We start from the raw sequence: 20249 nt of genomic DNA on the forward strand, positions 1-20249 counted from the left end.
AGCCTAACGTTCCATCACTAATTGGTATATTGCGATTATCATGCAGCGTTGTTGTTTTGACGACGCTGCTTAGCACGCCACTTGTACCACTCATCGCGGCTCAAAATAATCTTGCGCACGCGAATTGCTTCAGGCGTAACTTCCACGCACTCGTCTTCGTTAGCGAAGTCAAGAGACTCTTCCAAGCTCATCTTAATTGGTGGAGTTAAAGTTTCAAGCACGTCAGCAGTTGAAGAACGCATGTTAGTCATGTGCTTAGCAAGCGTAATATTTACATCCAGCTCATCTGGCTTATTGTTAATACCAACGATTTGTCCTTCGTAAACTGGGCTTTGTGGATCAACGAAGAAGATACCACGAGCTTGCAAACGCTGCATAGCATAAGGAGTTGCAACACCCTTGCGATCGCAAACCATGGAACCATTCTGACGAGTCACAATCTGACCAGCCCATGGAGCATAACCGGCGGAAATAGAGCTTGCAATACCAGTTCCGCGAGTAGCAGAAAGCAAAGCAGTGCGGAAACCGATAAGACCGCGAGAAGGAACAGTAAATTGCAAACGAACCCAACCAGAACCGTGGTTGCTCATAGAATCCATACGACCCTTACGATCAGCCATAAGCTGAGTGACGGTACCCATGTATTCTTCTGGGACATCAATCGTAGTGCTTTCCATAGGCTCATTAATTTGACCATCAATAGTCTTGGTAACGACCTGAGGACGACCAACTGTAAGCTCGTAGCCCTCGCGACGCATCTGCTCAGCTAACACAGCCAAAGCAAGCTCGCCACGACCTTGAACTTCCCAAGCATCTGGGCGCTCAGTCGGAATAACCTTAATAGAAACGTTACCAATAAGCTCGCGATCCAAACGATCCTTAATCATACGAGCAGTAAGCTTATGATCTTTGCCTTCAGTTCCAGCAAGAGGAGAATCGTTCACGCCGAAAGTCATAGAAATTGCAGGATCGTCGACATGAATCAATGGAAGCGGCTTTGGATCATTCTGGTCAACGATAGTTTCACCAATCATAATGTCGTTTACGCCAGCAACAGCCACAATATCGCCAGGACCTGCAGAAGCTACAGGAGTGCGCTCCAAACCTTGAGTGCGAAGAAGCTCAGAAACACGGAAGTTTTCAATGGAACCATCGACACGAGAAAGACCGTAAGTCTTGCCCTTTTCCAAAGTACCATTGTAAATTCGCACTAAACCAAGACGACCCAAGAAGTCAGAGGAATCAATGTTTGCAACATGAGCTTGAAGAGGAGCGCCTTCTTCGTATTCAGGAGCTGGAATGTTCGAAATAATAGAATCAAACAGTGGCTCCAAATTATCGTTATCCGGAAGAGCACCATTCGCAGGCTGATTAACAGAAGCATAACCAGCTTTAGCAGCGCAATAAATTACTGGCAAATCAAGCAAAGCGTCGAGATCGAGGTCAATACCTTCCTCAACAACATCCTGAGCCAAGCCAAGAAGCAAATCTGTAGATTCGCCAACAACTTCTTCAATACGAGCATCTGGACGATCTACCTTATTTACGCACAAAATAACAGGAAGTTTAGCTTCCAAAGCTTTACGAAGCACAAAGCGAGTCTGTGGAAGAGGACCTTCAGAAGCGTCAACCAGCAAAACAACGCCGTCAACCATAGAGATACCACGCTCGACCTCACCACCGAAATCAGCGTGACCTGGAGTATCAATAACGTTAATAGTGATACCTTCTGGATGACCATACTTTTCAGCTAATGGACCTGTGTACTGCACAGCAGTGTTCTTAGCAAGAATAGTAATGCCCTTTTCGCGTTCCAAATCATTGGAATCCATAACGCGATCTGGAACTTCTTCACGCTCAGAAAATACGTGCGACTGCTGAAGCATGGCGTTTACCAGAGTGGTCTTACCGTGGTCTACGTGCGCCACAATTGCCACATTTCGAATATCACCGCGAACAGTCATCACAAACCTCTTCCATTCTTCGCGTTTAAGTAATTATTAACATGCAACCATTTAAGCTATAAACATCAGCTAAAACAGTAGCCATATACCTTATTGACGAGCGCCCAAATAGGTAAGCTGCCAAACCGCACCGATTTTACTAGCGAGCTAAGACAGCTTTACAAAACATACTAACGCAGAATCACAAGAACTTAAGCAACAACACCTTTAGCAATAAGCTCACGCGCAACTTCGCGGTACTCTTTTGCAGTCTTGTGCTCAGGAGCAAAAATAGTGATAGGAACTGCAGCAACTGTAGAATCTGGCAGCTTAATAGAACGCGAAATCACGGAATGCAAAACTTTATCTTGGAAAGCTTCATAAATGCGCTGCAACACTTCCTCACTATGAAGCGTGCGAGTATACATAGTGACAAGAACTCCAAATACTTTAAGATTTGGATTAATACGAGATTGTACCTTCTCAATTGACTGCATAAGAAGAGCCACGCCTCGAAGAGCAAAGAACTCTGCAGCAAGTGGAATAATCACGCCATCAGCTGCTGTTAACGCATTTACAGTAAGCAAGCCGAGAGAAGGCTGGCAATCAACTATAATAACGTCGTATTCGTCACGCACTTTGCGTAATACACCTGCTAATATTTGCTCTCGTCCTACTTCGGTTACTAACTGAACTTCAGCTGCAGATAAATCAATATTTGCAGGAATAATATCAATATTTTCTGTTTCAGTATGACGAATTACGTCGTGAACGTCCACAGACGAATCAAATAATGCCGTATAAACTGTATTATCAAGCGCATTTGCGTTAATTCCAAGTCCAACTGTTGCCGCACCTTGCGGATCGAAATCAACAATCAAAACGCGACGACCATACTGACTTAGTGCGCCAGCAATATTAATGGAACTTGTAGTTTTACCAACTCCACCTTTCTGGTTGCACATTGCAATAATGCGAGCAGGACCGTGTGAAGTTAACGGCTCTGGTGCATGAAAAGTTTCGTATTCGCGTCCAAGTAAATCAGTAGGCATGCTCCCCACTTTATCAACAGGTATACTCACGAAACTCTGAGCATAAAATTATTTAGCTCGAGGATGACTCATTACGTAAGCTTCAACTAATGCGTCAGGACTAATATGCGTATAAATTTGAGTTGTTGTAACTGAAGCATGTCCAAGTAACTCTTGAACTGTGCGCACATCAGCACCACCTGCAATAAGATGCGTGGCAAGAGAATGGCGCAGCGTATGCGGATGCAATGGTTTGTCAAGTTTTGCACGCTCGCCAGCTTGCGTTACTATTGCCCATGCTGATTGGCGAGAAAGTGCATTACCTCTCTTATTTAAGAAAATTGTGTGCAATTCACGTTTGCCCTTGGACGCTAATTCTGGGCGAGATTTCTCCATATAGTTACGAAGAGCACGAACAGCACACCCACCAATCGGAACTAAACGCTGCTTAGAGCCTTTACCTGTAAGTTTTACAACGGACTCATTTAAATCAATATCTTCGAATTTTACGCCAACTGCTTCCGAAATTCGCGCTCCAGTAGCGTATAAAAACTCGAGAAGCGCAGTATCTCTAATCGAAATAGCATCGGAACTTCCAAAATTCCCTGCAGCTTCAATAACTCTATTTACTTCTTCAATACTTAAAACATCCGGTAAGTAGTCTGCTTGTTTTGGAGCTTTTACTTGCGCTGAAACGTCAGCTTGTATGTCACCATGAGCAAGCATAAAGCGATGCCACTCGTGAATACTTGCAAGTCGACGCGCAACTGTCCTAGTCCCCAACCCTAATTCATTCAAAGTTCGAATATATGATTCAATATCTAATTGAGAAATAGTAGTAATATCTTTTATTTTTCGTTCGTCGTAAAGCCAGCATGTGTAATCTTGCAAATCTGAAGCGTATGCAGATACTGTTTTTTTAGAAAGACCACGCTCAATATCAATATGCGCAATAAAGCGTTGAATATGAAGTGCAAACTCTTCAGGAATATTATTTTTCCTATTGTCAGAATCAAGATTTGAGCGCATAAAAATAATTATAGCTAATAAGTAAATTTGTTGATTTAAAAGAAAAAGCCCACCTAAATTGGTGGGCTTAAAATAGAACTCTATTAAAGCAAAATCAGGCTTCAACTGGAGCGTTTACATCAGCTGGCAATGCAGCCTTAGCAGCTTCAACAACAGCCTTGAAAGCTTCAATATCGGAAACTGCGAGCTCAGCAAGAGCGCGACGATCCAATTCGATGCCTGCCAAGTGCAAGCCCTGAATGAAGCGATTGTAGGTGATGCCTTCAGCGCGAACTGCTGCGTTAATGCGCTGAATCCACAACTTGCGGAAATCACCCTTGCGAGCCTTGCGGTCGCGGAAGTTATAAGTGAATGAGTGGAGCAGCTGTTCCTTTGCCTTGCGATAAAGACGGGAGCGCTGACCGCGGTAGCCAGAAGCCCTCTCAAGAACAACGCGACGCTTCTTGTGAGCGTTTACTGCGCGCTTTACTCGTGCCATAAGTATTCCTCAGCTTTCTTAAAAATTTTCGATTGCGTATTCGTTTACAAGCAATTCTTACTTGTTACTTACTTAACGAGCAAGCCCTTAAGCTTCTTGCTCTGCGCAGTAGCCAATACTTTATCTTCAGAAAGAGCACGACGCTTACGAGCCGACTTGTGCTCCAAGTTGTGGCGCATGGCGCTACCATCGTGCATCACCTTACCGGTACCGGTAAGACGAACGCGCTTGGACGCTGCGGAATTAGTTTTCATCTTCGGCATTGCTGCCCTCCTTGTGATGTTGATCGGATTGCATAGCATTTACTGCAGCTGCAGCTTGTGACTGAACCTCTTGCTTAGCTGCAAGACGAGCAGCCTGACGAGCTTGACGCTCAGCGCGAGATTCAGCGCCACGACGACGTTGCTCAGACTGTGTATGAATTTTCTTGCCTTTTGGAGCAAGAGTCATAATAATATTTCGACCTTCTTGCTTTGGCGCAAACTCTACTGTGCCACTTTCAGAGACCTCATCTGCAAGTCGGCGCAACAATTCAACGCCACCAACCGGACGAGATTGCTCACGGCCACGCAACATAATAGTTACTTTTACCTTGTCTCCGCCGTTCAAGAAACGAAGCACATGACCTTTCTTCACATCGAAATCGTGATCGTCGATCTTGAGGCGGAAACGAATTTCCTTAACCTCTGCGACAGTCTGATTACGACGTGCTTCACGAGCCTTAATCTTTTCGTTGTACTTGTACTTACCGTAGTCAATAAGCTTGGCTACTGGAGGCTTAGCAGTAGGCGCAACTTCGACAAGATCGAGGTTAGCTTCCCTTGCAAGGTTTAACGCGACAGAGGTTGCGATAACTCCCACTTGCTCGCCCTTTGGACCAATAAGGCGCACCTGAGGGACTCGAATTTCCTCGTTAATGCGTGGTTCGTCGCTAATGATGACTCCAATCCTTCTAAATACTTGTAAGATGTAATACACCAAGAAGTCCAAGAGCTTAAGATTCACTACTTCATATCAATAAAACGCTATATAACAGCGCAGCAAGCAGCACAAGAAGCTAACTTGCGTGACCGAAGTCATGAACCCGAAACCACAGTAGGCTTCCAGGTGGGGACATCCCACTTTCTTGATTACTCAAGCCGAATATCTATTCTACTAGAAGCCTTGACAAAAAGGCAGTCAACACACGAAACGCGTTTTGACTGCCACAAATCAAAGCTAGAACTATGCGATTTCTACGCTAACTGCATTGGCTCAGGCTTCAATCCATCGTGATTAAAGTACACATCATACCAAGTCAGGAATGTGTAAACTGTCCAAATCTTACGGCGATCGTCATTTTTCTTTGCATAATTATCGTCAATCATACGAAGTAAAGCATCTCTATCGAAGAATTTAGCAGCATCGTCACTTTCAAACGTTTTACGAACAATCTTATAAAAACGTTCCTCACGCAACCAATCCTTAACTGGCACAGGGAAACCAAGCTTTTCTCTGTCATACCAAGCTTTTGGCAAATGACGGGACGCAGCTTGTCGGAAAGCAAACTTCGTATTTTCATCAGTAATTAAATATTTAGTAGGAACTTTTTCTGCAACATCCATAAGAACACGATCAAGCAAAGGCACGCGAAGCTCCAAAGAATGTGCCATAGTCATTTTATCTGCCTTAAGCAAAATATCTCCTGGCATCCATTGATGCATATCGAGATATTGCTTTTTCTTAACTTCAGAAAGTCCCTTACCAGCAATTCTATTGTAAATAGCATCGACAATGCTGCGAACGCTAGGACCCTTGCGATACTCAGGTTTCAAAAGTTTTACAGCATCTTCCTCATTGAAAACCTTTGACTGACCGATAAAATGCTCCTCAGCTGGAGCCAAATTAGCGTACAAATGCCACGCTCCGTGGAAATGCTTACCCTTTGCAGCTCGACCAATCGCGTAACGCAACTTTTTTGGCAACTTTGCAAGCATGCGAGTCACAACTTTAATAAGTTTAGAACGCGTATGAACACCATAATCAATGTATCCTGCAAATAATTCATCTGCTCCCTCACCGCTTAGCACAACGCGTAAATCTTGCGAAGCTAATTTTGCAAGGAAGAATAATGGGACGCAAGAGAAGTTAGAATCAGGTTCGTCCAAATACCACTGAATTTGTGGGAAATAACGGAATGCGTCAGCAGCGTCAATAATTTCAGATTTATTGTTTAAGCCAATAATTTTTGCCAATTCGCTTGCTTGTTTGGATTCATTGTATCTTCCACCAGCAAAACCAATAGAATATGTGTGTTCAGGGCGTGCAACAGCTGCAACATAACTTGAATCAACTCCAGAAGAAAGGAACGAACCAACTTCAACATCCGCAATTTGGTGAGCTTGAACAGAATCACAAACTGTTTTATCGATAGAATCAACTAATTCATTCAAGCGTTGCTTTGTTTCTTTGAAATTAGGATCGTAATATTGCTCAATCTTCATTTCGCCATTCTTATACGTAAAGCAATTACCTTCACGCAGCTTAAAAACGCCCTTGAAGAAAGTTTCGTTAATTGCAGGATATTGGAATGTCATAAACGGCTTAAGCGCATTTTCGTTAAGCTCCTTCTTAAAATCTGGATGGCGCAGTAAAGATTTAATTTCGGATCCGTACATAAAAGTACCATTCATTTGCGCATAATAAAAAGGCTTAATACCGAAATGGTCGCGAGCGCCGAACAATTCTTGAGTACTTTTGTTCCAAATAACGAATGCAAACATTCCGCGTAAACGATTAAGTAAGCCTTTACCCCACTCTTCGTAGCCGTGCACTAATACTTCTGTGTCGCAATCAGTGTGGAAAGTGTGACCAGCTTTAATAAGTTCTTCGCGAAGTGGCTTGTAGTTATAAATCTCACCATTGAAAGTAACTGCAAGATTCCCATCCTCGTTGTACATAGGTTGGGATCCACCGTGAAGATCTATAATGCTAAGTCGACGAAAACCGAGTGCTGCATGTTCGTCAATCATAGTTCCATATTCGTCAGGACCACGATGCGCAATCACATCTGTCATATCTTTTACAATTTGGCTTTTGACGTTAATTGGGGTGTCATTAATGAACCCTGCAATTCCGCACATTTATTTCTCCTCGTAGAATATACAACACAGCATTACGTTAGTCTACTAGCAAATAATTAACGAAAATCCATAATAACTTGGAAAATCTAACTTGCCATGCAATACTACACCAAGCACTTTATGTTAAGCGAGTATTAGTCTAAAAATTCCTGTATTTGCCGGAATAAAAACAATCAAATGCGCTAATATCAAATCCGAAAAATGGCATAAAACGTAGTCAAATGTTGATTGACACTACGCTTATAAACTCTTGTTATAAATGTATGTCATCAGTACAAATGCAGCGTTATTATGTTGTTATGGAACCTTTGCAACGCTGCGTAGTATTAGCAGCAGGAGATTATTACGATCATACGCGTGAACATGTGCCAGATCGCGCTTTAACAATTGCAGCTGATGGAGGCTGGGATCATGCATGTAAATTAGGTTTGCATGTGGATGCGCTCATCGGCGATTTTGACTCTGTTAGATTAAAACTTCCTACTGATGCAGTTATTACTAGATTGCCTGCAGAAAAAGATGATCCGGACTTACTTTCTGCGTTAAAAGTTGGTTGGGCTAAAGGCTCTCGAGAATTTCATATTTTTGGAGGATTAGGTGGTCGAGTTGACCATACTATTTCTAATATTCAACTTATGGTTCGTTTAGCGCGCCGCGGCGGAATTGGATTCTTGTACGGCGACGGTCAAATTGTTACAGCAATACATGATGGATCTCTTGATTTTCCAGCATCATCTGGAGATGATTTGCGCATAGTTTCCGTTTTTTCTCATACTCCAGTTTCTAATGATGTAAATGAAGTTGGATTAAAGTATCAGCTTAAACACGCAACCATGCATGGAGATGCAGTACAAGGTTTAAGTAACGAATTATTAAATAATACGCCTGCTCATATTGACGTTCATGAAGGAACACTTATTGTAACATTCCCTATTAATGCTCCATTACCACAGGTGAGCTGGTTTAAAAGACCAATTGGAGATTTAGGCGAAGTCGATACTTCTATATCTGAGGCATTAGCAGTTCCTCTTGAAAGCGAGACTACTCCAACATATTCGACTACTGCAGCTGCTGAAGCAATGACGTATAACGAATAGGCGCAAACTTTAGTTTATGCAAATGGCTGACGAGGTTCTTTTACTTGAAAAACTCGTCAGCCTTTTTCTTTTTAAAATTACACTCGTTGTTCAATTGAACAATATTGATTCGTAAAATGTTATGCAAAAACGCAACTGGAAACTATCAAAAAATTCACAAAAACACTCATAAAACACAGCATGTTAACGCTCACTGTTCTCATAGTGCATGATTGCAATAAAAGTGAGCTATATTACAACTCTTCGTACATACCGCACACTAAAATGAACACCGTTAATTCAAATAACGATGACCTAAATGCGTGAGTTTTCATCGCGAAAATAGCGCGACTTAAAACGTTGCGCACGAGGTCTCACTCAAGGGAGAACCACATGACAGTCAAGATTGGTATTAATGGTTTCGGTCGTATCGGTCGTCTCGCATTCCGTCGTATTTTTGAGCTTCAGGCTCGCGGCGGTCAAGCAGGTGACATCGAAGTCGCAGCCATCAACGATCTGACCACCCCTTCGATGCTCGCCTACTTGCTCAAGTATGACAGCACCCACGGCACATTCCGCCACGATGACGGCACCCCAGTTGAGGTAACCTCCACCGAAGACGCAATCGTTGTAGATGGCAAGACTTACAAGGTTTACGCCGAAAAAGACGCAAATAACATTCCATGGGTTAAGAACGATGGCGTTGAATTCGTTCTCGAATGCACCGGTTTCTACACTTCTGCAGAAAAGTCCCAGGCTCACTTGAACGCGGGTGCTAAGAAGGTTCTTATTTCTGCCCCTGCTAAGGATGAAACCACTCCAACAGTTGTGTTCGGCGTTAATCACGAAATCTTGAAGGCTTCTGACAACATTGTTTCCGCTGGTTCTTGCACCACCAACTCCATGGCTGCAATGGTGAAGTTGCTTCAAGACAACTGGGGAATCAAGTCCGGCTTCATGACCACAATTCACGCCTACACCGGCACTCAGATGATTCTCGACGGCCCACGCGGCTCTAAGCCACGCAATAACCGTTCCGCAGCTTGCAACACCATTGAGCACTCCACCGGCGCTGCTAAGGCAATCGGCAAGGTTGTGCCAGAAGTTAACGGCAAGCTCCAGGGTCACGCACAGCGCATTCAGGTTCCAGACGGCTCTGTTACCGAGTTGACCACTGTTCTTGAGAAGCCAGCAACCACTGAAGAAATTAACGACGCTTTCAAGAAGGCTTTCGAAAACTGCGAGTACTTCGGTTACAATGCAGACAGCATCGTGTCTTCTGACATCATCGGCGACACCCACGGTGGCGTTTTCGATCCAACTCAGACCGACGTGAACACTGTTGACGGTGTAACTTTGGCTCGTACCGTTACCTTCTACGACAACGAGTACGGCTTCACTTCCAACATGATTCGCACTCTTCTTTACTTCGCTGAAATCTCCGAGTGATTTCGCTAAGCATCAATCAGCAATAGCTGGTTGTGCGAATATTTAATATATAAACCCCTTGTGCTGCTTTCTAAGCTCCACAAGGGGTTTATATGTTTAATATACACTAAGTCAACAGTCGGTATAGCATATCATGTAACACAATTTGACAGTTGAGTATAAGGCACGGTAACAAAATGAGTAAAAAACATGCAGAAACCGGAAAAGCAACTCCAGCTATTGCGCAACTCGAAAACGCAGGCATCACCTTCCGCATAGCGCAATACGAGCATGACGCTGATCACATGGACGACGGCTATGGAATTGAGGCTGCTGAGAAGCTAGGCGTAAGCGCAGCTCAAGTTTGCAAAACTCTTATGGTTGACACTGGTGAAAAGCGAGTAGTTGGAATTGTTCCAGTAAACGGACGTCTCAATATGAAAGCAATTGCAGGAGCAGTACACGCAAAGAAAGCAAGTATGACAAGCCCAGAAGTTGCGCAACGAGAAAGCGGCTACGTAGTTGGCGGAATCTCACCATTCGGACAAAAAACGCACCATGAAACAGTACTAGATAGTAGCGTAATGCAATTTGATGAGATTCTTGTTTCTGGAGGAAAACGAGGATTGGACGTAGTTCTTAATCCTCAAGATATCGTAACATTATTAAACGCAACTGTAGCTGATATAGCAGCATAAGCAACATAAGCTTTATTACTGCAAATATTGTTACTAACAAGTGATTACTCGCACGAGATTAGTACGTTGACAAATATAACGTCTTGGCAACGTGCGATAATCCCTAAGGTTGTTCATTAATCGTTAAGGAGTGCATTATGGGTATGCGTGGCCGCAAGCGCAAGGCGCGTCGTAAAAAAGCAGCGAATCATGGCAAAAGGCCAAATGCTTAAGCTATAAATTCGCTTATACATACTGTAAAGCCCACGTCAATCGTGGGCTTTTTCGTTTTAGCATACTTTTATTCACCACAATAATCAGAAAGCTCACGTTTAAGTTGCATGCGAGCGCGGTTAAGTCTGCTCATAATAGTGCCTATTTTTACGCCTTCTTCTTGGGCAATTTGTTTATAAGATTTACCTCGAATAGCGACTTCAATAAAAACTTTTCTACGCTCAGGCGGCAACTTACTAAGCGCAGCAATAATCTCTTGTGGAGCAAACCCTTCTAAATATTCTTGTTCAGCAGAAAGCATTCCTTTTGCGCAATGATTAGAAGCCTCATAAATATCCCAATCATTGTAGTCGCCAGTTTCATCGTTAGCACGTTTAGGGCTTCGTTTTGCTTTCGCGTACTGATTAAAATACAAATTTCGTTCAATCCTGTTAATCCAGGCAGCAAAATTTGTGCCAGGCTGAAAAGTTTCAAAAGATTTAAGAGCACGCTCAAAAGTATCTTGCACTAAATCTTGCGCATCCTGCGCATTTTGCGTAAGACGCATAGCTTGAGTGTACAAAGGATCAACGCAAGTAGATACAAGTTGTTCAAATCTTTTGCGTCGACTTTCCATTGCAGAACTTTGCTTAGTATCTACTAAACGATCACTAAATAAGCGAGCATTACGATTTTTTGCACTTTGTTTTTTAGCTCTTACGCTTTTAGAGCACATAACATTTGTCTTCTCGATTTGCTCACCCATATAGTCAATAATACTTTTACTTTGCACATATCGCTACTGATTTATCGTGTTGCATAGTGTAGCGCAGAGCGAGATGATAACACAGCGCAGCACAATAACGCAGCGCGGCATAGTGTGACATTGCGTGACATTGCGGTAGTATTGTGACTATGCCAACTCATATTCAAGAATTGTTAAATGCTTTAGATTTAGCACCTAAGCAAGCTGAGAATACATTACTTGCTGAATCATGGTTACTTGGTTTCGACACTGAAACTACAGGTGCAAATATTGGTAAAGATGCCATTGTTTCTGCAACTCTAGTATTACGCAATCCTGAACTAGCTCACGATGGAGATGTGGTATCAACTTGGTTAATTAACCCTCATCAGCCTATGAATCCTAAGGCAAGCGAAGTAAATGGTTTCACAGACGAATACCTTCAAGAACACGGCGGAGAGCCTGAAGAAGAACTTGAATTCCTTGCACGCGCAGTAAGCATGGCTCAAGCTAAGAATATTCCACTACTTGCTTATAACGCTCCATTTGATATTGCAATGTTACGTCACGACTTGAAGCGTTGGCATCTTACTGCGCTAGAAGAACGCGCAACTTGTTCAATACATGCACTAAACGCTAATGACATTCTTACTGTTGATCCTCTTGTTATCGATAGAGCTGTTTCTAGAAGATCCGGCAAGCGTACTCTCACTATTACATCTCAATTTTATGGAGTTGAACCAATCGGAGATTTCCACGATGCTACAGCAGACACAGTTGCAGCTCTTGATTTGATTGCTCCAATGAGCAAACTATATGAGTCAGTAAGTTGCATGAGGCTGAATACTATGATGGATTGGCAGCGCGAAGCTTATATTAATTGGCGAGATAGCTTCAATCAATGGCTGCAATCTCACGGACGTGAGCCTATTACTGGAACATGGCTATAAAACATTTGGCGAAAAGAAGTAAATTATGATCATGCATAACACGTTGTCATTAGCAAGCGCAAGTGAAATTTTGCAACACTATGGTTTGTTGCGCGAAATGATTCAATATTGTAAAGCAGAAGATACTAATAGTGCTAATACTGCTAATACTAAAGAAAAAACTGTAGACTCTACTCATTCTCGCAATGAAATATGGTCTTTAAATCCGTATTATTTCCCAAATATTGATGCAGATGAGTGCTTTACTAACGCAACTTACGATACTCGCGATATTACACCTGGGACACTTCTGTTTATTAAAGGCAATTTTCAGTCGGAATATCTTTTAAATGCAGACAACAAAGGACTTGCTGCATATGTTGCTGAACAAAGCTACGCACAATACACAAAAGCTGTTGGTTTAATTGTTACGGATGCTAAAAAAGCAATGAGCGTGCTTGCAGCAGCATTCTTTGGAAATCCACAAGAAAAACTCACTATTGTTGGAATTACTGGAACTAAAGGCAAAACAACTACAGCCTACTTTACTCACGCTATTCTAAACTCCCATTCGCACGGTAAAGCAGCACTGTTTTCTTCAGTAGATAATTGCGTAGACGGAAAAAATTACGTTGAATCTAATTTAACTACTCCTGAAAGTTTTGATGCTTTCAAAATGATGCGCGAAGCTGTAGATAACGGCATGAAGTATCTTGTTATGGAAGTTTCTTCACAAGCTTATAAGGTGAATCGCGTATATGGTCTTAAATTCGATGTTGCAGCATTCTTAAACATTAGCCCAGACCACATTAGCCCTATTGAACACCCAACTTTTGAAGATTACTTGTATTGCAAACGACAAATTATTGCAAATACTAAGCGTTTAGTATTAAATTCTGATACAGATCACGCAGATCTTCTTTTACAAGATGCAGAACGCAACAATGTGCTCGTAACAACTTTTGCTCGCATTAAAAAAGATGAAATAGAAAGCGACGCTTGCGAAAATGACAATTTCGATGATATTGACGACGATCGCATAAATTATTGCGCTCCTGCTAACGATGATGACTACACAGAATTACTTACTCCTGACTACATTGCAATGCCAGTAGAAAATAGTGAATCACACTGCATCGCTATGCGAGACTCAAGCGAAGACGACGACTATGAAGATAACGACTACGAAGAAGACGTGCACTACTGCCCTATTGACGAATTCGCATTGTCTATTGCAGGAGATTTTAACTACGAAAATGCTTTAGCTGCAATCGCTATTGCAGGAGAATTGGGAATTAATCAAGATACTGATTTACACGCATTACACGCTATTGAGAACGTGAAAATTTCTGGACGCATGGAAGTTTTCAAAGACACGCACTCAAATATGATTGCAGTTGTCGACTATGCGCATAACTACATTTCTACAAAATCAGTTCTTGACTTTGTAGAAGAGCGCTACGGCAAATTTAATCCTCGAATTACGCTAATAACTGGTTCCACAGGAGATAAAGCTGTCGACCGTCGTAAAGAAATTGTTGAAGCAGCGCAAAACCGCATAGAACAGTTTATTTTCACTACTGAAGATACTGATACTGAAGACGTAATGCATATTTGCGAGGATATGCAAAGTTATGTTACGGACCCAAATGTTTCTTCACGCATTATTATCGACAGAGCTGAAGCAATAGAATACGCTTACAACGATGCTGCAAACAGCGAACAAAAAAATGGAAAATTAAACATTCTTCTTGCTATTGGTAAGGGCGATGAACGTTGGATTAAAAACAAACGAAAGCATGTGCCGTATGAGGGTGATTCATTCGTAATAAAGCGTCTTTTTGGTCTGTAATACGCTTATGCGAAAGTATGAAAATATACGAATAAAATAAACGCAATTACTACATAAACTAAATAACAAGCTAGCTAACAAACTAAATAACAAACAAGTTAAATAACAAATTAAAACAAATGAAGAAGATACAAATGAATAATCAACAATTCCAACCTGTGTTACTCGGTAGCGATATAAACGCATATGGCATGGCTCGAGCATTCCATGAAGAATATGGCATTACTTCAATTGCTTTTGCGCACTTCCAACTTTCACCTACGAAATTTAGCAAAATTGTCGATGTGAGAATTGTTCCAGGCTTTGGAGAACTTCCTACATTCCGCAATACAATGCTTAATTTTGCTAAATCATGGCATCAAGAGCATCCTAATACCAAGCTTCTGCTTATTCCTTGCGGCGACGTATATGCGAACCTTCTAAGCCAATGCGGTGATGAATTGCACGAATATTTTGCTTTCCACACATTGCCAAATTCGCTCAATCGCCAGCTTAGCCTTAAAAGCTCATTCTATAAAACTTGTGAAAAATACAATCTTCCTCATCCAAAAACTAAAGTTGTAAACGCTCAAGAAGTAGCAGCGCACGCTTATGAAGATTTGCCATTCAGCTTCCCTATTGCTATGAAACCAGCAAATAGCACTAAATGGCTTGATATTGATTTTGAGGGACGTAAAAAAGCTTTTATTATCAATACTCCGCAAGAACTTGATACTCTTATTCAACGCTCGTACAAAGCTGGCTACGATGATGAAATGATTTTGCAAGACTTTATTCCTGGAGACGACAGCCGCATGCGTGTGCTAAATGCTTACGTTGATAGCAATCATCATGTGCGCATGATGTTTCTAGGACACCCTCTACTGGAGGATCCAACTCCAGAAGCAATCGGCAATTATGCAGCTATTATTCCAGACTACAATGAGGAAGTTTTCCAAAATATTAAAGCATTTTTGGAAGATATACGTTACGTTGGCGTAGCTAATTTTGATATGAAATACGATGAGAGAGACGGAAAGTATAAGCTTTTTGAAATCAATTTACGCCAAGGACGTTCAAGCTATTTCGTCACTTTAAACGGATTTAATATTGCTAAATATTTTGTTGAAGATTTAATTGACCATAAGCCTTTTGACGGGAATACTGTGTTCGGCCGTGGAGAAAAGCTGTGGATGGAGATTCCGCGATCGATATTTTGCAATTATGTAGCAGAAGGCGATGAAAAGAAGCGCGGTCTTAATATGATTCGTCGCGGCGATTGGGGCACTACGCTAGAATATAAAAAAGATATGAATCTGCTACGCTGGTTGATGATTCGTCATATGTTTTCAATTTACACAAGACGTTATGCAGAATTTTTCCGCAATAAAGCGTGAAAATTATTACGTAACTTTGAAGGGAATATGAGACAATGAAACGTCCGTTTTTTGCTGTACTTGGCGGCATGGGCACACTTGCAACAGAAAGCTATATTCGTTTACTTAACAAAGAAACGCATGCGCATAATGATCAAGAGTTTTTAGATTATGTGGTGTTCAATGATGCTTCTGTGCCAGATAGAACAGCATATATTGTTGGCGAATCATCCGAAAGCCCATTCCCTACTCTTGCAGACGACATAGCTAAAGCAACTGCGATGGGTGCTTCATTTATTGTGCTCACGTGCAATACTGCGCATTACTTTTACGATAAGTTCCAAGCACTCACCGATGTGCCAATTATGCATATGCCGCGTGGTGCTGTAGCTGAAGTTTCTAAACGTTACCCAAAGTCTAAATGTAACCGTATTGGATTCTTAGGTACTGCAGGGTCGCGTAAAGCTGGAGTGTATCAGCGCGCTATAGAAGAAGCAGGATACACATTCGTAGCACCAGACGACGATTTGCAAAAACGCATTACATCACTTATTTATGATGATGTAAAAGGCACAGGCGATCTTAATCTACGCCGTTACGAGTCCGTTTTAAGCGACATGCTCGACCCTGCAGGAGCGTGCCGTTGCGACGCACTTATTTTGGGTTGCACAGAATTAAGTGTGCTTAATGAAGCTTTCCCTCTTCCGCAAATACCGTTAGTTGACGCTCAAGCAGTACTTGTAAAAAATACTGTAGAAAAAGCTAAATCTTTGCGAATGAAGTAGCAAAAATAGCTTATCAGGACTCGTCAATATTTGGGTGGATTGCTACGCGCTGATCCTTTGGCTTTTTTAGATCCGGATTCACGTGCTCAACAAGCATTGTGCGCGCGTCTCCTGCAGTGACGAAACTACCGCAAATAAGCACTCCGTGACCATAGCCCACACCAAGCTCATCGTCTTCATCAACTAAATCAACGGCAGTTTGAATAGCATCCGGCAACTCGTCAACACGAATTACGCGATCCTCGCCAAATACGCCTACAGCAATCTTTTCGAGCTCTTCTGGATCCATTACACGGTCGCGCCAAGAATTACGCGTAACAACAATCTTCGTCAAAATAGGCTCAAGAACACCCAAGTATTCTTCAACTTGCTTATCTGCCATCATTGCCACAACGCCAATAAGCTGCTCAAAATGATAGTTTTCTTCAATAGTTTCGCGAAGAGACTCAGCAGCATTCACGTTATGTCCACCGTCAATGATGATTGTCGGCGAAGTACGAACCTGCTCAATACGACCAGGAACCTTAACCTGACTTAAAGCCTCTGCAACTAAATCGCCATCCAAAGCACCATTTACAGGCAGCACAACCTCTGCAGCGGCAAGAGCTGCCAAAGCATTATGAGCCTGATGTTTGCCAAACTTGTCAATCGGAACATCCTCATAAGTGCCAAGAGGCGTACGCAAAGTAACAACCTGTCCACCAACTGCAGGAGTACGAGACACAACTTCAAGTTCGCCATCGCCATAAGAAGAATCGCGCAATAATGTAGCATGATTGCGCTCCGCAACTTCCTTAATAATTGGCAAAACCTTAGCTTCATGCGGCTGAGGACCCAAAATAACAGTGCAATTTGGCTTAATAATACCAGTCTTCGTGCGAGCAATCTCTTCAACAGTGTTTCCAAGCCATTGCATGTGATCCATATCAACCGGCCCAATAATTGCAGCATCAGCATTCATAACATTGGTGGCATCCCATTCACCACCCATGCCAACTTCCATAACAGCAACATCAACAGGAGCATCCGCAAAAGCCCAAATTGCCATGGCTGTAAGCACTTCAAAAAAGCTCATTTTTGGCTTACCGTCAGCCTCCATGCGAGCGTCAACCATGTCGATAATGTCTTTCATTTGATCCCACACATCAACGAACTGATCGTCACTAATTTCCTGTCCGTCAATCATAATGCGCTCGTTTACGCGCTCCAAATGTGGAGAAGTATATAATCCGGTTCGCAAACCGTATGCTCGACAAATCGACTCAGCCATTCGAGCAGTAGAACCTTTGCCGTTCGTACCAGTTATGTGAATAACACGCATAGACTGCTCTGGATGACCTAAAATATCGAGAATAAGACGCATGCGGTCCAAGTCGAGATTAGTTTTATTATGTTCTGGAGCTCGGCTCATAATATTGCGTTCAATATCAACAATTCGCTCATTATTGCGATTTGGATTTTCAATAGACATAACTACTCCCCCTAATTTTTACGCTCGCTCACTCATTTTCCAACTATCTAGATTAGTTGATACCAACAACACACGCATATAAATATGTTGTGACAATATTCACATAACAAAAGCGTTTTATACGCACTTTGTAAATTGCGTATAAAATCTTGCTATTTTGCACTAAAAAACTCGCATAAAACACTAAATAAGACTATGTTAGTTTATTGACTGTTTATTTACTATTTGTATAATTTGCGCAAGCAAAAATTAACAAGCAAAAATTAAGGAGCCTCATAATGGCAGAATATACGCCAACTGAGCACGGCGAAGAGCTAAAGGCTGACGGAACACAAAAGACAGAAGATCGTGTAAATAACCGTTCACTTCGTCCAAACAGTGATTCTTTTAAAGATTTTATGACGAATAACTGGGATAACCAGGAGTCAGAAGTTAAGGCTCTTGAATCTAGTAGGTATATTCCAGCTCGTTTAGAGGCTCTTTCAAAACGTTTCCCAGGCGAACGTTTAGTTATTCCTGCAGGACAACCAAAGGTGCGTAATAACGACTGTGATTATGCTTTCCGCCCAGACACTACATTTGCCTACTACACTGGATTAGGTCAAGACTATGAGGCTGGTGCTGTGCTTGTTATGGAGCCAGTCAACAAAGATAGCGAAGAAGCTAAGGCTGGAAAAACACATGTACCTGAGCTTTTTGTAGCTCCACGCGCAGATAACAGCACTTCAGCATTTTACAAGGATCCTCACTATGGAGAATATTGGGTCGGCCCTCGTGCAGGCTTAAAAGAACTTAAAGCAATGACCGGCATTGAAACGCGCGATATTGCAGAACTTGACGACGCTATTGCAAAGAATGTAAGCGACGACGCTAATGGTGAGGGCATTCGCGTGCGAATTGTTCGAGAAACGGATCCTGAGCTTACTGCAAAAGTTGAAACAATGCGCGAAGCAAGTGGATTTACTGATGAAGATGCAAACTCTTGCGCAGACGACAAATTGCACGAATTCGCTGCAGAAGCACGAATGCTTAAGGACGACTACGAAATTCGCGAAATGCGCAAAGCTATTGCAGCCACAAAACTTGGTTTTGACCGCATGCTTACGCGTTTGCCTAATGCTTTAGGTCATGAGCATTCCGAGCGCATGATTGAGGGTGCTTTTAATTCTGTTGCTCGCGAGGAAGGAAACGAAGTAGGCTACGACACTATTGTTGCTTCAGGCAAGCACGCACCAATTTTGCACTGGATGCGCAATACTGGCGTTGTTTCCAGCGGAGAATTGCTACTTATTGATGCCGGCGTTGAAGTTAACAGCCTCTACACTGCTGACATTACACGCACTTTCCCAACAAATGGCAAATTCACTGACTTGCAAAAGAAGCTTTACCAGTGCGTTCTTGACGCTCAACAAGCCGGTTTTGAGGCAGCTAAGCCAGGTGCAACCTACTCCGATATTCACCATGCTTGCATGCGCGTTCTAGCCGAACACTTACACGAATGGGGAATTTTGAAAGTTAGCGTTGAAGAATCACTTTCGCCAGAAGGTCAACAGCATCGTCGTTGGCACGCTTGCGGCGTGGCTCATCATCTTGGTTTGGATGTGCACGATTGCGCACAAGCACGCTATGAGTCTTATCAGGACGCAAAAATTACTCCAGGAATGATATTCACTATTGAGCCAGGATTATACTTTGCAGCTAACGATTTGATGCTTCCTGAAGAAATGCGCGGAATTGGAATTCGTATTGAAGATGATGTGCTAATGACTGAAAACGGTCCAGAATGGCTTTCTATTGACATTCCAAAGCAAATCGATGATGTAGAAGCATGGATGGCTGAACAAGCTCACAAAAGTGATATTTTCCAACATTAAGCAGCAAATCAAAATAATAGAAAAATATAATAAAACGAAATAATAATATAGTACGCCAGCATAAGCTAAGTTAAACGTACGCAATATGGCACTTATGGTGCGCTCTATAGAAACGTAACACGCATTGCGCATGTTACTTATCGAAAGGGCGCACCATAATTGTTTATATAGCATTTTTACAAGCAAAATTTGCATCAAAATGCTTTTGAAGAAGCGAGAAGATATTTAGTAAAAAGTATAG

General features: G+C 42.2%; 18 protein-coding genes. 9 read left to right on the forward strand and 9 right to left on the reverse strand.

Annotation, left to right across the window (positions count from 1 at the left end; genetic code table 11):
• Positions 1-38 precede the first annotated feature (38 nt).
• The 7 genes from typA to asnB form a co-directional block, all read right to left on the reverse strand.
• Positions 39-1964: a translational GTPase TypA gene (typA, locus tag HXT58_RS03835; protein WP_004105095.1), complete on the reverse strand. Its 1926-nt coding sequence runs from the start codon at positions 1962-1964 to the stop codon at positions 39-41.
• A 191-nt stretch (positions 1965-2155) separates the two neighbouring features.
• A complete protein-coding gene (locus HXT58_RS03840) occupies positions 2156-2995 on the reverse strand; it encodes a ParA family protein (RefSeq protein WP_004105096.1) in 840 nt (279 codons plus the stop codon).
• 48 nt (positions 2996-3043) lie between these two features.
• Positions 3044-4003, reverse strand: coding sequence for a site-specific tyrosine recombinase XerD (gene xerD, locus HXT58_RS03845; RefSeq protein WP_004105098.1), 960 nt, complete (start codon positions 4001-4003; stop codon positions 3044-3046).
• A 94-nt stretch (positions 4004-4097) separates the two neighbouring features.
• Positions 4098-4481 carry a 50S ribosomal protein L20 gene (rplT, locus tag HXT58_RS03850; protein WP_004105106.1) on the reverse strand — a complete coding sequence of 128 codons (384 nt, stop codon included), beginning with the start codon at positions 4479-4481 and terminating at the stop codon, positions 4098-4100.
• A 68-nt stretch (positions 4482-4549) separates the two neighbouring features.
• Positions 4550-4744: a 50S ribosomal protein L35 gene (gene rpmI / locus HXT58_RS03855; protein ID WP_004128670.1), complete on the reverse strand. Its 195-nt coding sequence runs from the start codon at positions 4742-4744 to the stop codon at positions 4550-4552.
• Positions 4725-5462 carry a translation initiation factor IF-3 gene (infC, locus tag HXT58_RS03860; protein ID WP_064621401.1) on the reverse strand — a complete coding sequence of 246 codons (738 nt, stop codon included), beginning with the start codon at positions 5460-5462 and terminating at the stop codon, positions 4725-4727. Before infC ends, rpmI begins: the two co-directional genes overlap by 20 nt.
• 254 nt (positions 5463-5716) lie before the next feature.
• Positions 5717-7603, reverse strand: a complete 1887-nt coding sequence (gene asnB / locus HXT58_RS03865; RefSeq protein ID WP_004105112.1) for an asparagine synthase (glutamine-hydrolyzing) — start codon at positions 7601-7603, stop codon at positions 5717-5719.
• Positions 7604-7902: 299 nt separating this feature from the next.
• Here asnB and HXT58_RS03870 point away from each other — a divergent pair, with 299 nt between their 5' ends.
• The 4 genes from HXT58_RS03870 to HXT58_RS03885 all read left to right on the forward strand — a co-directional run bounded on the left by HXT58_RS03870 (position 7903) and on the right by HXT58_RS03885 (position 11017).
• Positions 7903-8700, forward strand: a complete 798-nt coding sequence (locus tag HXT58_RS03870; protein WP_032842390.1) for a thiamine diphosphokinase — start codon at positions 7903-7905, stop codon at positions 8698-8700.
• Between the two features lie 372 nt (positions 8701-9072).
• Complete coding sequence (gene gap / locus HXT58_RS03875; protein ID WP_004573912.1) at positions 9073-10128, forward strand: type I glyceraldehyde-3-phosphate dehydrogenase; 1056 nt, start codon at positions 9073-9075, stop codon at positions 10126-10128.
• 176 nt (positions 10129-10304) lie between these two features.
• Positions 10305-10805 carry a Cys-tRNA(Pro) deacylase gene (ybaK, locus tag HXT58_RS03880; RefSeq protein ID WP_004105119.1) on the forward strand — a complete coding sequence of 167 codons (501 nt, stop codon included), beginning with the start codon at positions 10305-10307 and terminating at the stop codon, positions 10803-10805.
• A 137-nt stretch (positions 10806-10942) separates the two neighbouring features.
• Positions 10943-11017 (forward strand): 50S ribosomal protein bL37, encoded by a 75-nt coding sequence (locus HXT58_RS03885; protein WP_369803150.1) that lies wholly within the window; start codon positions 10943-10945, stop codon positions 11015-11017.
• 68 nt (positions 11018-11085) lie between these two features.
• On the opposite strand, the gene HXT58_RS03890 is transcribed toward HXT58_RS03885, so the two are convergent.
• On the reverse strand, positions 11086-11634 hold the full coding sequence (locus tag HXT58_RS03890) for a sigma-70 family RNA polymerase sigma factor (protein WP_415706227.1): 549 nt from the start codon (positions 11632-11634) through the stop codon (positions 11086-11088).
• Between the two features lie 278 nt (positions 11635-11912).
• Between HXT58_RS03890 and HXT58_RS03895 the strand changes: the two genes are divergently transcribed.
• The 4 genes from HXT58_RS03895 (at position 11913) to HXT58_RS03910 (ending at position 16663) form a co-directional block, all read left to right on the forward strand.
• Positions 11913-12692 carry an exonuclease domain-containing protein gene (locus tag HXT58_RS03895; RefSeq protein ID WP_101885954.1) on the forward strand — a complete coding sequence of 260 codons (780 nt, stop codon included), beginning with the start codon at positions 11913-11915 and terminating at the stop codon, positions 12690-12692.
• A 25-nt stretch (positions 12693-12717) separates the two neighbouring features.
• Positions 12718-14523 carry a UDP-N-acetylmuramoyl-L-alanyl-D-glutamate--2,6-diaminopimelate ligase gene (locus HXT58_RS03900; RefSeq protein ID WP_415706205.1) on the forward strand — a complete coding sequence of 602 codons (1806 nt, stop codon included), beginning with the start codon at positions 12718-12720 and terminating at the stop codon, positions 14521-14523.
• 134 nt (positions 14524-14657) lie between these two features.
• Complete coding sequence (locus HXT58_RS03905; protein ID WP_116442641.1) at positions 14658-15899, forward strand: carboxylate--amine ligase; 1242 nt, start codon at positions 14658-14660, stop codon at positions 15897-15899.
• A gap of 35 nt (positions 15900-15934) precedes the next feature.
• Positions 15935-16663 carry an aspartate/glutamate racemase family protein gene (locus HXT58_RS03910; protein WP_116971412.1) on the forward strand — a complete coding sequence of 243 codons (729 nt, stop codon included), beginning with the start codon at positions 15935-15937 and terminating at the stop codon, positions 16661-16663.
• 13 nt (positions 16664-16676) lie between these two features.
• Here HXT58_RS03910 and HXT58_RS03915 read toward each other — a convergent pair whose 3' ends face one another.
• Positions 16677-18134 carry a bifunctional folylpolyglutamate synthase/dihydrofolate synthase gene (locus HXT58_RS03915; protein WP_415706203.1) on the reverse strand — a complete coding sequence of 486 codons (1458 nt, stop codon included), beginning with the start codon at positions 18132-18134 and terminating at the stop codon, positions 16677-16679.
• 278 nt (positions 18135-18412) lie between these two features.
• Between HXT58_RS03915 and HXT58_RS03920 the strand changes: the two genes are divergently transcribed.
• Positions 18413-20008, forward strand: a complete 1596-nt coding sequence (locus HXT58_RS03920; protein WP_415706201.1) for an aminopeptidase P family protein — start codon at positions 18413-18415, stop codon at positions 20006-20008.
• The last annotated feature ends 241 nt before the right edge of the window (positions 20009-20249 follow it).

The organism is Gardnerella sp. KA01000 (assembly GCF_049244035.1).
Lineage (GTDB): Bacteria > Actinomycetota > Actinomycetes > Actinomycetales > Bifidobacteriaceae > Bifidobacterium > Bifidobacterium leopoldii.